General features: G+C 30.8%; 14 protein-coding genes. 1 reads left to right on the forward strand and 13 read right to left on the reverse strand.

Features of this window, described 5'->3' with window-relative positions:
- Nucleotides 1-2: 2 nt before the first annotated feature.
- From J0J69_RS06440 to J0J69_RS06480, 9 genes are all read right to left on the reverse strand, one after another.
- Nucleotides 3-1379, reverse strand: coding sequence for a hypothetical protein (locus J0J69_RS06440; protein ID WP_212726013.1), 1377 nt, complete (start codon nucleotides 1377-1379; stop codon nucleotides 3-5).
- A 12-nt stretch (nucleotides 1380-1391) separates the two neighbouring features.
- Entirely contained in the window at nucleotides 1392-2339 is a 948-nt protein-coding gene (locus tag J0J69_RS06445; protein WP_212726014.1) for a glycosyltransferase, read from the reverse strand.
- Between the two features lie 9 nt (nucleotides 2340-2348).
- A complete protein-coding gene (locus J0J69_RS06450; protein WP_212726015.1) occupies nucleotides 2349-3038 on the reverse strand; it encodes an acyltransferase in 690 nt (229 codons plus the stop codon).
- The gene (locus tag J0J69_RS06455; RefSeq protein WP_212726016.1) at nucleotides 3035-4423 is read right to left on the reverse strand and encodes a glycosyltransferase; all 1389 of its coding nucleotides are present in this window, start codon (nucleotides 4421-4423) and stop codon (nucleotides 3035-3037) included. The genes J0J69_RS06450 and J0J69_RS06455 overlap by 4 nt, the downstream gene beginning before the upstream one ends.
- A 187-nt stretch (nucleotides 4424-4610) precedes the next feature.
- A complete protein-coding gene (gene cps2T / locus J0J69_RS06460; protein ID WP_212726017.1) occupies nucleotides 4611-5771 on the reverse strand; it encodes a beta 1-4 rhamnosyltransferase Cps2T in 1161 nt (386 codons plus the stop codon).
- 27 nt (nucleotides 5772-5798) lie between these two features.
- Nucleotides 5799-6965, reverse strand: a complete 1167-nt coding sequence (locus tag J0J69_RS06465) for a nucleotide sugar dehydrogenase (RefSeq protein WP_212726018.1) — start codon at nucleotides 6963-6965, stop codon at nucleotides 5799-5801.
- A 12-nt stretch (nucleotides 6966-6977) separates the two neighbouring features.
- Nucleotides 6978-7643 (reverse strand): sugar transferase, encoded by a 666-nt coding sequence (locus tag J0J69_RS06470; RefSeq protein ID WP_212726019.1) that lies wholly within the window; start codon nucleotides 7641-7643, stop codon nucleotides 6978-6980.
- 165 nt (nucleotides 7644-7808) lie between these two features.
- Nucleotides 7809-8525 carry a CpsD/CapB family tyrosine-protein kinase gene (locus J0J69_RS06475; protein WP_212726020.1) on the reverse strand — a complete coding sequence of 239 codons (717 nt, stop codon included), beginning with the start codon at nucleotides 8523-8525 and terminating at the stop codon, nucleotides 7809-7811.
- Nucleotides 8526-8537: 12 nt separating this feature from the next.
- The gene (locus J0J69_RS06480) at nucleotides 8538-9230 is read right to left on the reverse strand and encodes a YveK family protein (protein ID WP_212726021.1); all 693 of its coding nucleotides are present in this window, start codon (nucleotides 9228-9230) and stop codon (nucleotides 8538-8540) included.
- A 905-nt stretch (nucleotides 9231-10135) separates the two neighbouring features.
- Between J0J69_RS06480 and J0J69_RS06485 the strand changes: the two genes are divergently transcribed.
- A complete protein-coding gene (locus J0J69_RS06485; RefSeq protein ID WP_212726022.1) occupies nucleotides 10136-10438 on the forward strand; it encodes a glycosyltransferase family protein in 303 nt (100 codons plus the stop codon).
- A 253-nt stretch (nucleotides 10439-10691) separates the two neighbouring features.
- On the opposite strand, the gene J0J69_RS06490 is transcribed toward J0J69_RS06485, so the two are convergent.
- The 4 genes from J0J69_RS06490 to J0J69_RS06505 form a co-directional block, all read right to left on the reverse strand.
- Complete coding sequence (locus tag J0J69_RS06490) at nucleotides 10692-12614, reverse strand: hypothetical protein (protein ID WP_212726023.1); 1923 nt, start codon at nucleotides 12612-12614, stop codon at nucleotides 10692-10694.
- 439 nt (nucleotides 12615-13053) lie between these two features.
- Nucleotides 13054-13431 (reverse strand): DUF2304 domain-containing protein, encoded by a 378-nt coding sequence (locus tag J0J69_RS06495; protein WP_212726024.1) that lies wholly within the window; start codon nucleotides 13429-13431, stop codon nucleotides 13054-13056.
- Between the two features lie 7 nt (nucleotides 13432-13438).
- Entirely contained in the window at nucleotides 13439-14119 is a 681-nt protein-coding gene (locus tag J0J69_RS06500; protein WP_212726025.1) for a glycosyltransferase family 2 protein, read from the reverse strand.
- Between the two features lie 58 nt (nucleotides 14120-14177).
- Nucleotides 14178-15182, reverse strand: coding sequence for a glycosyltransferase family 2 protein (locus J0J69_RS06505; RefSeq protein WP_212726026.1), 1005 nt, complete (start codon nucleotides 15180-15182; stop codon nucleotides 14178-14180).
- Between the last annotated feature and the right edge of the window lie 8 nt (nucleotides 15183-15190).

The following is a 15190-nucleotide window of genomic DNA, read 5'->3' on the forward strand; positions in this document are numbered from 1 at the left end:
TATCAACTGTTCTTTAGTTCTTGATGAAGCTTGCATATAAATGCAAAACAAATCCAAACTAATACACTAAAATTTAATTTTATCATTGACATACCGTAAAATAAGGAGACAACAATTAAAAATATAATTATTATTCCCGATAATCCTATATTAAATAATTCAGTATTTTTTTTCATCAATCTAAAACTATATATTAAGATAGTTATTAAAATTGAGATAATTAACAGTAAACCAATAATACCATTCTCATAAATATATTGACTTATCGTAAACATTTTATATATTGTTGTATGACTGTTTTCATCAATTATATAAGTTCCATGACCAATTCCCATTCCGAATAATTTTGTCCCAAAAAAACGACTAATATTATTAAGTGCAATATAAAATGAATTACCGCGACTTAGTCCTGATCCAGCATACTCAAAATTGATATATTCAGTTATAGTTTCAATATTTAAAAAATTATCAAACCATGGATATATTTTACCTAATAAAATAATACTATTGTATCCACATATAGCCGTAATTAGTAGCCAAATCACACTTTTAATACTAGTTTTAAAAAACAAGACAATAGCAAAGCATAATACTACTAGGAAAATTGCAAATTTAATTTCACTTATTATAAAAATATAGAAAAATAAACATAAAAATACTATAAATTTTGAAAAGGAAACTTTTTTATCTAAATAATACATAAATAATATAGATAGAATTGCACATATTATTATGCCTAGTTCTGTTACTCCTCGTCCACCTAAAAGTCCACTAAGATAATCTTGACGAATATCTCCTGGGAGTTTTGGAACCCACTTTATCTTTGTTACTTTATCCTGAAAATATATAAAAGGAATTTGTAAAATAAAGAAGTACCATAATAATTTTATTATGTTGTAATATTTAATCTTATCCATATTAAAATTATAAGCACCCAAAAAGATAATAAAATAACGAGCATAATCGGTGTAGAAATCAATCATGTAATTTAAAATATTAATTTTATTTATAAATACAGAGCTTATAAATGTACATATAGTAAAAATAATTAATAAAAGATAAATTTTATCAAATAAAATTCTTCGTTTTAACATATAATATAATAATTTAAATAGAATAATTAAAACCAAAAAGTCTACACCAATTTTTATAAACTTTAAAATTCCTATTGTATCTGTAACAAAATAAACTGTCAACGCATAGAATAGGGTTACTATTATTAATAAATTGTCATGATTAAATAAAAAAATTCCCAAAAATAAAGCTAATAATACTATCAAAAATAAATTCATAAAATTTACATTTAATACTGCACTAGCAATTATTATACTAATAATCAATAATACAACACATAAGAAATAGACTAAATTTTTCTTCATACTCTATCCCTCTTAATAACACCCTATAAGAAATAATAAAAATTTAAATTTTGTTTGATAGTCTAAATTAGCATTAATCAATATATCCCATCTATTATGACTAAAGAAATTATTATATATTTTTTTTAGTATTATATTTTTATTAGTACTTTCTCCATTTTTTCTTAACATATACTTAGCATATAAACCATATATAGTATCAAAATTTAAAATATATTTTGTTACCTCATTACAATTTGCATGTGATAGTACATGTTTCTTAGCTTTATTACATTCATTAATATAATCATTGATTTTTTTCTCACTGAAATTACTAGTAATACTATCACTATTCATTCTATAGACATACAAAGGCTTATTTATAAACATTGCCTCTTTATAATATTCAATTACTTTAAAAGAAAGATGAATATCCTCATAATAGATTCCTTCTTCAAATTCAATTTTATTATCTTGCCAAATATCAGTTCGATAAATTTTATTGATAACTTGACAATTTAATTCTCTTGTTAATAAACTTTGATATAATTCATTTTTATTATAGATTCTCTCTTCATCTTTTTGTAATTTATTAAATGGTTGATGCTTGTTTTCATCCCAATATTGAAGTAAATCACAAATAACTAAAGGAACTTGATTTTGTTCTGCCTTATAATACATTTTACTGAACATTTCTTTATCCATAAAATCATCGCTATCAACAAAAGCAAGATATTTTCCTTTTACATACTTCAATGCAGCATTCCTTGCTGCACTTAAGCCTTTGTTTTCTTGATTAATAATAATAATCTTTTTTTCATATTCTTTAAGAATTTGCAAAGAATTATCTGTTGATCCATCATTAACTGCAATTATCTGAATATTATCTAAAGTTTGGTTCAACAAACTCTCCAAGCATTTTCGTAAAAATTTTTCTACATTATATACTGGTAAAATAATACTGACCTTATAATCATACATTTTGATCAACTACTTTCTAACTTTAATTATTCTTGCTGGAATTCCCACTACAACGCTATTATCAGGGATATTCCTATTGACAAGACAATTAGCTCCAATAACACAACCACTTCCAACCTCTACTCCGTCTAGAAATACTGCGCCTGATCCAATCCAACAATTATTACCTATTTTAATTCCTTTATTTGTTACTCCTTGCAATCTAATTGGGATCGTGAGATCTTGATAATTATGATTTTCTGAATGGAATCTAACATTTTGTCCCATTATTACATCATTTCCTATTTCTATTCCACCGGCAGAGCCAAAAAATCCATAATCTCCTATTCCACAATTATCACCAATTGAAAATCCTTTACCTAAATTTCTAATTGTTCCACTACATAAAATTCTACTGTAATCTCCAATACGTACATTACTACCTATCTTAACCCCATTAAGAGATAATGCATCAATTACAACATTATCTCCTATATTTACCCCTTTATTAATTGTAACTTTTTTAGATACTTTAATCTTTGTCTTTTTTCCTACAAAAAATAATCTACTATTTTTTTTTACAAATAGGAATTTTATATTACCTCTGATTAAGTTAAATATCATTTCAATACTTTTATGAATAAGATAACTAAAGGGGATATTAGGATCTAATTCGAAATCATTTCCTTTTATTTTTTTTACAATTTTTTTTATTATCATGATATCTTTTCCTTTAAAATTCTATTGTATATATTGTTAATCTCTTGATAATGCTGTGATAAGGTTATATTAAATTCGTCATTTAAAATATTATGATTCATATTTTCTATTAACGATTTATCTTCGTATAATGTTACTAAAGTTTTAACTATATCTTCGCTACTATCCTGAATAATAATTCCTTTATTAAAGTTTCCTTTTAAAATATCTTTACTTCCAACTTTATCAGTTAGTAATACGGGAACCCCATAGCTAATTGCTTCTAAAGTAATAAATCCAAAAGTTTCATAGCATCTACTAGGTACAATTAATAAGTCCGTTTCCTTAAAGATTTTTTCTAAATCGCTATATACATATTTCCCGTTAACCTTTATATTTTCATCTATCTGTCCAATATAACTAGTATTTCCGTATACATTTAAACTAATATTTGAATAGCCTAACTCTTTTAATATCTTCATTGCAGTTATTAATAAATTGAAACCCTTATAGGGTTTATCCGGTCCCAAATATGTTAGTCTTAACTTATATGGATTTAAATACTTTTTTTGTCGGTTATCTCGAATATCTTTGTGTGTAATAGATACTATATCTCCTTTTGTAGCAATATCAATATATTTACTATATACCTTTTTAGTTATTTCACTGTTAAATATAAACCTATCTACCAGAGTGAACATTTCTTCATAGTATTTTAATAATAACTCATAATTACTACTTTGAGCGTTATACTTAGTCAGTAGAATATTTTCTCCTATACCATCCAAACTCTTATCAGATTTAATATAAGATTTTAAAATTTTTATTTTATCTATCATTCCAAGATTTTTCATCAGCCGATATTCTTTAGATTGAAGAATCCTTATTTTATTAAGACTGTCTGCTTTTAAGTTACAATTCGAACATTTATTAGAATTCCTATCTTCACAAATAATAGAATTTGAATCTAAAAAATTAACCTTAAGACACAAACCAAAATAATCATGTGTTGTATAAACTATAGGAATAGTTAGCTCTTTTGCAGCAATTAAAAATTCTTTATGCAACCCCATTAACGTATGCAAGTTAATAATCTCTATTTTATTTGAATTCAAAAACTCTCTGTATACGATATAATCTGTAGATTGCATAAATGCTTCTGGATTTTGAATTCCATTCAGAAGCGGTACCGGTAATGGATTAATTAACTCATAAACGTTGATTCCATTAACTACTTTATAACGCTTTATAATAGTCTCATTACTATTTCTTTTTAACTGACCAGGAAATAATAAATAAACATCTTCTCCATTCTTCACTTGTTCTTTCATCAGATCATATGTATATTTCGTCAATCCTCCTGATCTGTATGGAGGCAACCCTAATGTATAATGTAGTATCTTCACTTAAATTCCTCCATATTAAGAATGCCTTATATTATAAGATAAGATTCAAACCTACTTTATTAAAAATAAGGCTGTGTTTTAAATAAATGTTGATGACTAAAACCATTTATCATATCAACTTTAATGGACCAATAGTTTAACGACATCAACATGATGTTCGTGTTTTTAGTTAAATATCAACATTCTTCTAAAACAGAGTCAAAAATAAACATTCATATTCATTAACAATTTTTGTCCAAGTATAATTCTTCTCTATTCTATCTTTAGCCTTCTCTCCCAAGATAAATCTCTCCGCTTCACTCATCTCTTCTAATTTATTAATTAAAGTAGCTAAATGATTCTTTTCCTTACTGAAATAGACTGCTCCATCCATGCCAACTTCTTTATTAAATCCAACATCTAGTAATAAGTTTAAATCTGTGGTAGCTAAAGCTTCTAATAAAGACGGGTTAGTCCCTCCAACCTCATGTCCATGCAAATAACCATAGGCATTTTCGCGTATTTTCTTCAATAATTCTTGATCATAAACGGTACCAACAAACTTGATGCGTGAATCTTGATCAAAACTAGTTTTAATTTTTAATTCTTCATAGAATTTATTTTGCTCAACATTGGTAATTAATACAAAATCTTTTTTTGTGTTCGATTTCATAAATTCCGTTATCATTGTTTCATAATTATTTTCTGGTACAAATCTACCAACTACTAAATAATATTCATTTTGTTTAATATTTTTTTCTTTATACCAATTAATTAAGGTTAAATCATCATCTGCTAACTTTGATTTTTCTGAATCTGCCCCATATGCAATAAAAGTTGTTTGTGGATTATACTTAGAGTAGTCTTCTTTAATATATCTTTCTATATTTTTAGAATCACAGACTAATAAATCAGCATGTTTAACCATCAATCGCTCTGAAATTTTCCAATACTTTTTAATTGGTGCACTCCATTTCCCACGCTTCCACTCATGACCATCCGGATTAACGAATAAAGTTATATTATATTTTTTTAATACATTTTTGAATAACCACATAAAAGGACCGATTCGACAAGCTAGAATATAAATAATTGGATTATCGATATTATTCATTTTAATGTATTTAATGCATTCTTTCAAAGCTGCTAAATCATAATAAACAGCTTTGGCAGGACCAATATTAGGAACTTTTACATTAAAACAGCGAGAATCATTATAGACAAATTCTTTTTCATCTGTTGCCAAACAAGAAACGTGATATTTAATCTCATCACTTTTTTTATTTTCAGTAAGCTTTTCAACAAATGTTTCAAAACCACCATAATTTGAAGGTATTCCTTTTGAACCTATGATAAAAACATTTCTCATTTATCTTTTACCCCATCCTTATATAATTTAGTCTCGATTAAATAAATCTCGTGTATAAACTTTTTCTTCAACATCTTGTAGTTCTTTTGATAAACGATTTGACACAATCACATCACTCATCGATTTGAATTCATCTAAATCGCGAATAACTTTTGAATTATAGAATGTCTCTTCTTTTAATACCGGTTCATAAACAATAACTTCAATTCCTTTCCCTTTTAGACGCTTCATAATTCCTTGAATCGATGAGGCACGGAAATTATCTGAATTAGTCTTCATTGTTAAACGATAAATCCCTACGATTTTAGGATTTTTTTTCATAATCATATCAGCGATATGATCTTTACGCGTGCGGTTCGCTTCAACAATGGCCTCGATAATGTTATTTGGAACATCGGCATAATTTGCACGAAGTTGTTTTGTATCTTTTGGTAAACAGTATCCTCCATATCCGAAGGAAGGATTATTGTAATGTGTCCCAATTCGAGGATCCAGTCCAACTCCTTCAATAATTTGTTTGGTATCAAGTCCGCGAATTTCCGCATAGGTATCTAATTCATTAAAGTAAGCAACACGTAATGCTAAATATGTATTTGAAAATAGCTTCACCGCTTCTGCTTCTGTAGAATTCGTAAATAATACCGGAATATCTTCTTTTATAGCCCCTTGTACTAAAAGCTCAGCGAATTTTTTCGCACGTTTTGATTGTTCCCCAACAATAATACGAGAAGGATATAAGTTATCATATAATGCGCGCCCTTCACGTAAAAACTCCGGTGAGAAGATGATGTTATCTGTTTCAAACATTTCACGAACCTTTTCCGTATACCCAACTGGTACGGTTGATTTAATGATCATCGTCGCGTCTGGATTAATTGACAGTACATTCGCAATTACAGCCTCAACTGAACGCGTATTAAAGTAATTTAGCTCAGGATCATAGTTCGTTGGAGTTGAGATAATTACATAATCCGCATCTTTATACGCCGTAAAAACATCTGTTGTCGCAACTAAGTTTAATTCCTTATTTGCTAAATATTCTTCGATTTCTTGATCAACAATCGGAGATTTTTTTGCATTAATCATATCCACTTTATGTTGGATAATATCTAGGGCAATGACTTCATTATGTTGTGCGAGTAGTATGGCATTTGATAATCCCACATACCCTGTTCCTGCTACGGTAATTTTCATTTATACTCTCTCCTAACTTGCATTCTCATCGCCCAGCATTGCTGGAATAGTTAATAAAATTAATTTAATGTCTAGCCATAAATTTCGTGTTTTAATATATTCAATATCAAGTTCGACCCATTCTTCAAAGCCAATGTTATTTCGTCCACTCACCTGCCAAATACATGTAAGTCCAGGTTTTACAAATATACGTTGCTTTTGATAATCAGTGTATTGTTCAACCTCACGTGGAATTGCTGGACGTGGCCCCACTAAACTCATATCACCTTTTAACACATTAAACAGTTGTGGGAGCTCATCCAAACTTGTCTTACGAATAAACTTTCCAACCTTCGTGATACGTGGGTCATCTTTGATTTTAAAAGCTGGACCACTTTGTTCGTTGAGATGCATTAGCTCTTGTAGCCGTTCTTCCGCATCGATATACATGCTTCGAAACTTATACATTTTAAAGGTTCCTGGATAAGCCCCATTTCGAATTTGTGAGAAAAAGATAGGCCCTTTTGGATCCTCTAACTTAATCAAAATAGCCACGATTAACATGATTGGTGAGGCTAAAATTAATCCCAGACTAGCTCCCACAATATCCATCAATCGTTTAAAGAATAAATAAATAACGTCATCCTTTACTAATTCTTTTTTTTTCATGAGGAGTTCACTTTCACTAAAATGCTCCACTTTTATTTCACCTCACTAAAAAAGGTGTTTATTTAACATAGTGGGTATGGTAAATAAACACCTTTAAAAATAAGTTTGCATTAAACTCATATTCTAATATTTTTATCTCTACCCTAATTAACTCTTATAACCTTTATCGATAATTAAATCCCTCGATTCAATCATCTATGCTTTTGAAAATACCCCCCGTTTCTTTCTTGCTGGTTGTGTCTCTTCTTCGTAGCTATAATATTGATAACCATAGTACCCTTTTTTCGTGACTGGAATCATCGTCATGACAACACCAAGAATTCGTGCATTAACATTTTCAAGTAATTGTTTAGCTCGTTTTGCCCCATCAATTTCTGTTTTACCAGAAGCGACAACTAATAATGTTCCATCCACAATCGTTGAAAAAATAGCACTATCAGTAACCACTCCAACTGGTGGTGCATCAATAATAACCACATCATATTGTTGTCGTAAGTTTGCTACTAACTCTTTCATACGCTTTGAAGCAATTAGCTCTGAAGGATTGGGTGGAATTGGCCCACATGGAATAACTGTTAAATCTGATCCAACATAGCTTGTTACTTCTTCTAAAGATAACTGACCTGCTAATAAATTGGTTAATCCTCTAGTCCCTGAAATTTTAAACACTTTGTGAACACGTGGCTTACGTAAATCTCCATCAATTAATAATACGCGTTTTCCCGCTTGCGCAAACGTTTCTGCTAAATTACAACTTGTCGTTGTTTTTCCTTCTGAAGGCCCTGAACTTGTCACACAAATTACTTTCAAATCCTCATCAACATTAGAAAATTGAATATTTGTTCTTAATGTACGATAAGCTTCAGCAATTGGTGACTTTGGATTCGTAATCGTAATTAATTCTGAACTCATATCTGTCTCTCCCTATTTCCCTTGTTCTAACAACATATCTGGAATCGCACCGATTAGTGGTAATCCTAAATGGCGTTCAACATCTGTTGGTGTTTTGTATGTACGATCTAAAAATTCCAATACAAAGACTAATCCCACACTAATCACTAAGCCTAATACGCCGGCAATGGCGATATTCATCATCTTATTTGGTGATGTTGGATCCTGCGGAACTTTAGCAATATCAACAGTTGAAACATTGTCTACTTCCATCATTTGACCAATATCTTCTTGGAATACTTTAGAAATTGTATTTGCGATTAAAGTTGCTAATTCTGCATCTGCATCCTTCACTGTTAATTTTAAAATTTCTGTTTGCCCCACCTGTGAAACAGAAATCTTATTAATTAATTCTTTAGATGATAGCTCCAAGTTCAACTTATTAATAACTTCATCTAAAATACGCTCACTTTTTATAATCTCTGTATAAGTTGCTACTAACTTTTGACTTGTCTGTAAGTCATTATAAGTCATCACAGATTCTTGATTTTGCTTGTAATTAACAATCATCGTTGTTGACGCCTCATAAATAGGCGTTAAAATAAAAAAGCTCACAATTGCTGAGATAATTAAAGCAGATACTGTTATACCTGTAATCAATACCCACCTTTTTTGTAGCATGTGAAAAATCTCTTTTAAATCAATTTCATACTCTGTATTTTCCATTGTCAACTCCCTTTCTCTCTATATTATTCACTTAATCCCTATAAATGAATAATCTTTCCTGTTTTACTTTATCATTACTATAATAACATACTTTTTTTTACATTTTAACTACTTTTTTTCGACATTTTAACTCTTTTTTTTACGACAGATTGTAATATTAAGTAAAACACATAAAACAGCTCATAAATAGAATCTTTGTTATAGTTTGTTATAGAATGAAGTTATCACACCAAATTCTTAACAAGGAGATCTATTTATGCGTAATCGCCGACTTAATACATTTGAACGTTCACATATAGAGGTTCTTTTGAAAGTGGAATATTTAGCAAAACAAATTTCTCAATAATTAAATCGCCATCATTCAATTATTTCACGTGAACTTGAACGTAATGCTATTCAAGCTTATCAAACTGAGCTAGCACAAAATCGTCAATTAGTTTATTATTGCCAAGAGAAAAACGGGGATGATTTAACATTAGAACATCGAGTCACCAACTCCCAAAAGAAGTAAAAGACGTCAAGTATTTGGACACTTGGAGTAGGATTCCCATCCCTGTTGTTAAACAACAAGGTATCTTCCTTTGATGGGCAGTAGATACCATTGTTTAAAGTCATGGTAAAAATAGAGGTTGTTTAGCGACCTTTGTTGAACTTCAAATACTTTTTTATGTGGCCATTAAAATAGAAAATCGCTCAGCATACAAAATGTACAGAGCGATTAGTAAGTTGTATGAACGCTATCAAGAACATACATTTAAAATATATACGGTGTATCTGGGGAAAGAGTTTGCTTATTACTCCAAGTAACATTTTATTACCACGCTAAAAGCTCTCCAGACCACTCTGCCTCATTAATCATCAAACACGAAAATGATTAGGTTGGAAAAATTCATTTAAGCTATTTCATGAGAAAGTTTCACATTTGTATTGACAACTCATTATGTGCAAAAACACTCATTGGAAATGAACCATTCGTTATTTTATTAGGTGATGACATCTTGGGAAACGATGAAAACCTAGCAACTAAACAATTAATTAATGCATATAACAAAAATGAATACTCAATTATGGTGGTTCAAATAGTAGCCGATGACGACGCTTCTAAGTTTAGAATCATGAAACTATCAAAATCACATCAACCAGCTGGATTCATGGTAAAGATTTCTGGAATAGTTGAAAAAACTGAAAAAAGAAGAAGCACCGTCTAACTTAGCGGTAAAGGGATGCTACACTTTAACACCAGAAATCTTCGAAATGCTAGAAATACAAGAAGCTGGAGCTGTGAAGAAATCCAGTTAACAGATGCCAACGACAGCTTAATGGTCGTCAGATGATTTACACTTATGAAACCGAAGGACAATGATACGATGTTTGAGATAAATTCGAATTCATTAAAGCTACCATCGAATTCTCATTAAACCGGACGAATTAAAAGGTCAAGTCATCAATTACTTGAATAATTTAGCCTTCTAATCGAAATAAGATCGTTTCGTATTCATTCATCTCAACAGTAATCTGATCGCTTTTAAATGAATTCGTTTTTTGAGGTAGTAGTTGCGTAATGTTACGCTCTCGATCGAGATTTAATGTTTTTTCCCCTGAAGTCGCTGCATGAATGGCAATAAAGTTGTCATTCACGTAAATGACATCATCAGTTTCACACCAAATATGAATTTGATTATCTTTATAAAAATTTCTTAATTGCTTAACCGATAACTCTGGTGTTTGTAAGTTAATACTTAATGTGGCAATCTCACTCTCTTGTGCTAAATTGATGGCCTCTTGCATTTCTTGACGAACAACCGGTGATAAAAAGATAATCGCTTCGTAGTTTTTATACACCGATTCAAAGTCATTTAAGTCATAACTATCATAAGGAACAGCAGTTAATCCTAGTTCATGACGAGCATCGGAAACGATGCTTCCAGCCTGTGAACGGGGATTTAAATATTGGTAAGCTGCTTCGTCTGTAAAAACTGCGACTTGAGCGATGCTTTCTCGTTTCTTATCATGTAAAGCTACTGTAGCAATCTCCTCGTAAGTCTTCATTTCCTCCATAATCTCCTCATTTTCAAACCAGCCGCCCCACATATCAAACCACCATAGCCCATTTCCCTTAGTTAACTGTCTGGTAAAGGTTTTACGAATGAGTTGAAGCGAATCTTCAACTGTTTTTGGTCCAAACCATAGCTCTGAATTGTACGTCCCCTCCAAAGCAGCACCTTCCCTTGAGTCGTTAATCCACTTCGTTAAACTCGTCCTTGTATCACATTCGGCAAAATAAAATTTATTATGGTGTTTCATCGAGTCCGTTACCGTCATATCCGGCCAATCAATTCCCGCCTTTCGTTGGAATTGATACGAGTTTGGTGAACAGAAAAAGTCAACATTTTCATTATCTAATAAATAATTCAACGCATGAGTGCCATACAACGAGTTATAAACTTCTAAGCCATAACCGTAAAATGTCCCAACAATTAATTGATAGTTCGTCGCCTCTTTCACTAATCCACTAAAATAAGAAATCGCATCTGCAACTGCTAAACTACAAAATTCAAGAAATCGCAAATGATGTAAGTCATCCGTTATCATCGCATCGTCTGACTTAAATTCAGGTAATCCATCATAATCACCTACTTCATCCGGATACATTTGCTTAATAAATGCTTTAAAACTACGTTCGGCAGCAGGACCTATCCCCCCATTTAAATCAAAGTGAAACCACTCTTCTGTATTTCCACATGCAATTTGATAACCTAAAATACGATCACGATAATCTGACTGATTAATGTGTTCAATGAATTGTAACAATAATTCCCCTGTATCTTTTCGCCATTTTTCTGAGTAGAACGACTCTCTTTTTGATTCCCCATCCTCTGTTATATTAACTTCTGTTGGATTTTCCTCTTCCCACCAAGTCGGCATTGAAATATTAATTCGTGGTAAAATATAAGCATTTGAATTTTGTTCTAAAATAGTCTCAATATTTTTGTCAAAGATTTCAAAATTAGGCTCTCCTTTTATTTCAAAAATTCCCTCTTCAAACGGCGAAATATTCGAAAGCGTATTAATACCTCGCGTACTAAAAAACACAGGTAAAGAAAACAACTCATATCCTGCAGAAGTAAATGATTCATACTCATTATTTTCTTGAAAATACGTCATATATGCTAAAGCAGGCTGTGGTTCCCCATTAATAAATAAGGTCGGAACACCCCCATAATTTTCAATGCTTGATTGAGTGATTGGCAATGTCTCATCCGTCATTTTATCCGAATAAACCGAGATTTGTGAGTCATCACTACCAATAAACGTTAAGACATTCAAAAGTAATAATAGACAAATTAACCCTGCTAATAATACCTTAAAACTTTTTTTTAACATATTCTTCTCCTTTTTTCTTTTTGAACCGTCCATTTCATTCTTATCTTACCATAAATATTAATTAAATAGCATGCTCTATTTATAAGCTGAACTTTTCAGCCTTATACACTAATAACTGCACTGGCTTTATATTCCTAATTTTGCAATCAACGTCATATAAAAATATTGAATTAAAATAAAAAGCTACCTAAGTTGATATAGTACCTTCATGGTAGACAAAAAAATAAAAGCGACACTATCAAATCTGATAGAATCGCTTTAGTGTCTACTATGGAGGTGTTTTTCTTAGGCAATCAAAACATATCAATCATAGCTTTACTTATTGGCCGGAATTACAGGTTCAAGTTGATGCCAACTTAGATAGTTTTTTTAATCTGTTCTTTCATTCATACTACCGCAAAATCACCACTTTTTAAGTGGAAGTTCTCAAACAATAAGTCTATTTATGAGCGTCGTTTTTTCGACGTTCTTCTAGACGCTTTTCTAACATCGCTAAATTATGAGTGATGTCTTTTAATTTTTCATGCTGTTGACTGAGCTTAACAGATAATGAGAAAACCATTAACAGTAAGAAGAAGATAATCGCACAGAAGATAAAGTTAGCTGCTGAGATAAATCCAAGGATTGAGGCTATTTTAGCAGGAATAATTGGGAAGATACTTAAGAGTAAGAGAAGAACACTCCCGATTACCCAAATGATCATGTCATCAATTCTTACATTGGACTTACGAATTTTATAAATAACGTAAGTATATGTGGCTAATGCACCGATGATTAAAGCGAATTGTAATTCTAACGAAATAATTCTGCCACCCATTTTATCCCTACTTTCTAAATCCTTGAATCAATAAGATACTTGTTAGCATTCTCATCATATATTTAATACTATTTGCCATTCCTAAATAGCTTTCTCCTTCGATACGCTCATCCATCTCAACTTGAATCTCTTTAATAATAGCACCTTTGCGTAATTGATACGCAATTGTATCTGGTTCAGGTGGATAGTTCATTTTATAAGCAAACTCTTTGATTAATTTCTTATCAATAGCTCTCATCCCACTTGTTGGGTCTTTAACGCTCACACCAGTAGTAATTTTAATTGAAAAAGCGATTAACCTTGAGCCAATCATACGTAAATTATATGGTTTAGGGGCACTCACGAAGCGCGAACCAATGGCGATATTAGCTCCACTTTGAATACATTCAACTAGTAATGGAATATATTCCGCCCGATGTTGGCCATCCCCATCATATTGAATCGCTACATCATAATCATTTTCAAACGCATACTTATATCCCGCTTGAACCGCACCGGCTAAACCGAGGTTTACCGGTAGGTTAATGAAGTTATAATGATTTTGTTCACATACTTTACCTGTCCGATCACTTGAACAATCATTGATAATTATATAATCACAATTAGGTAAATTAACTTTTAAATTTTCAATAACTCGTTTAATATTTTTTTCCTCATTATAGGCGGGAATAATTAGTAAAACCTTCATTAGTCACCGCTCCTCTCTATTAACCACAATTAAGTTGTTCTAGGTTTAATTCAATCATCTACCATCTATTTACGTTTATTTTTAACTTTTGAGTTATTCGATAAGCAAGTAACACTATATCAAAAAGATTATATTTAAACGCTTTTAAAGAGATAGCTTTCACGATCGATAATAAGTTATTCTGCGATAATGGTCGCCTTAAATTCATATACTTATTATGATTATACCTAGGAAATTTATTTGTAATATACTGCTTAGTTTCTTTTATATAGTTATGTCGTTTAAATAGACTTTTCTCACTAGCACATCTTGAAAGATGACCTAAGATAATATGCATCAAAAAAACAGCCTCAATCTCTTCACGATAACGTGCTATAACACTCTTTTCATTTAAATAGTCGTATAATTGATTAAAAACTTTAAAGATATCATTAACCTTTGGACTATATAAATTAATCGACGAATTTTCACGGAAAACATAGTAATACAGCGGAATTTGATAAAAACCGATATTTTTTACCGTGAAGGCATAAGAATAAATGGCTAATACATCTTCATACCAGAGCTTTTCAGCAAATTTCACTTCATGATTCAACCATGTTTGACGATGAAAAAGTTTATTCCATGGGCTAGTATTGATATCTGTTATACTGTCCATCTGATTCATCTCTGTATTTAAAATTGTATGATCTTGTGACACCCGGTAATAGGGACAAACTACTAAATCATATGAATATTGTTTTGCAAACTTATATAATTGTTCATACATCTCTGGTGCCATATAATCATCGCTATCAGCAAAGGCCAAATATTCACCAGTCGCATATGAGACACCAATATTACGTGCGATTCCTTGACCACTATTTTTAATCGTATAAACTTTAAATAATTGAGGGTACTGTCTGACGTAATAATTTAAAACAGTTAAGGTATTATCGGTTGATCCATCGTTTATAATAATAACTTCTAATTCTTTTAATGTTTGATTTACTAACGAATCTAAACAAATTGAGACATAGTTTTCCCCATTATAAACTGGAACAATTACACTAACTTTGTACATATTTTCAC

This window comes from Turicibacter bilis, from assembly GCF_024499055.1.
GTDB classification, from domain to species: domain Bacteria; phylum Bacillota_I; class Bacilli_A; order MOL361; family Turicibacteraceae; genus Turicibacter; species Turicibacter bilis.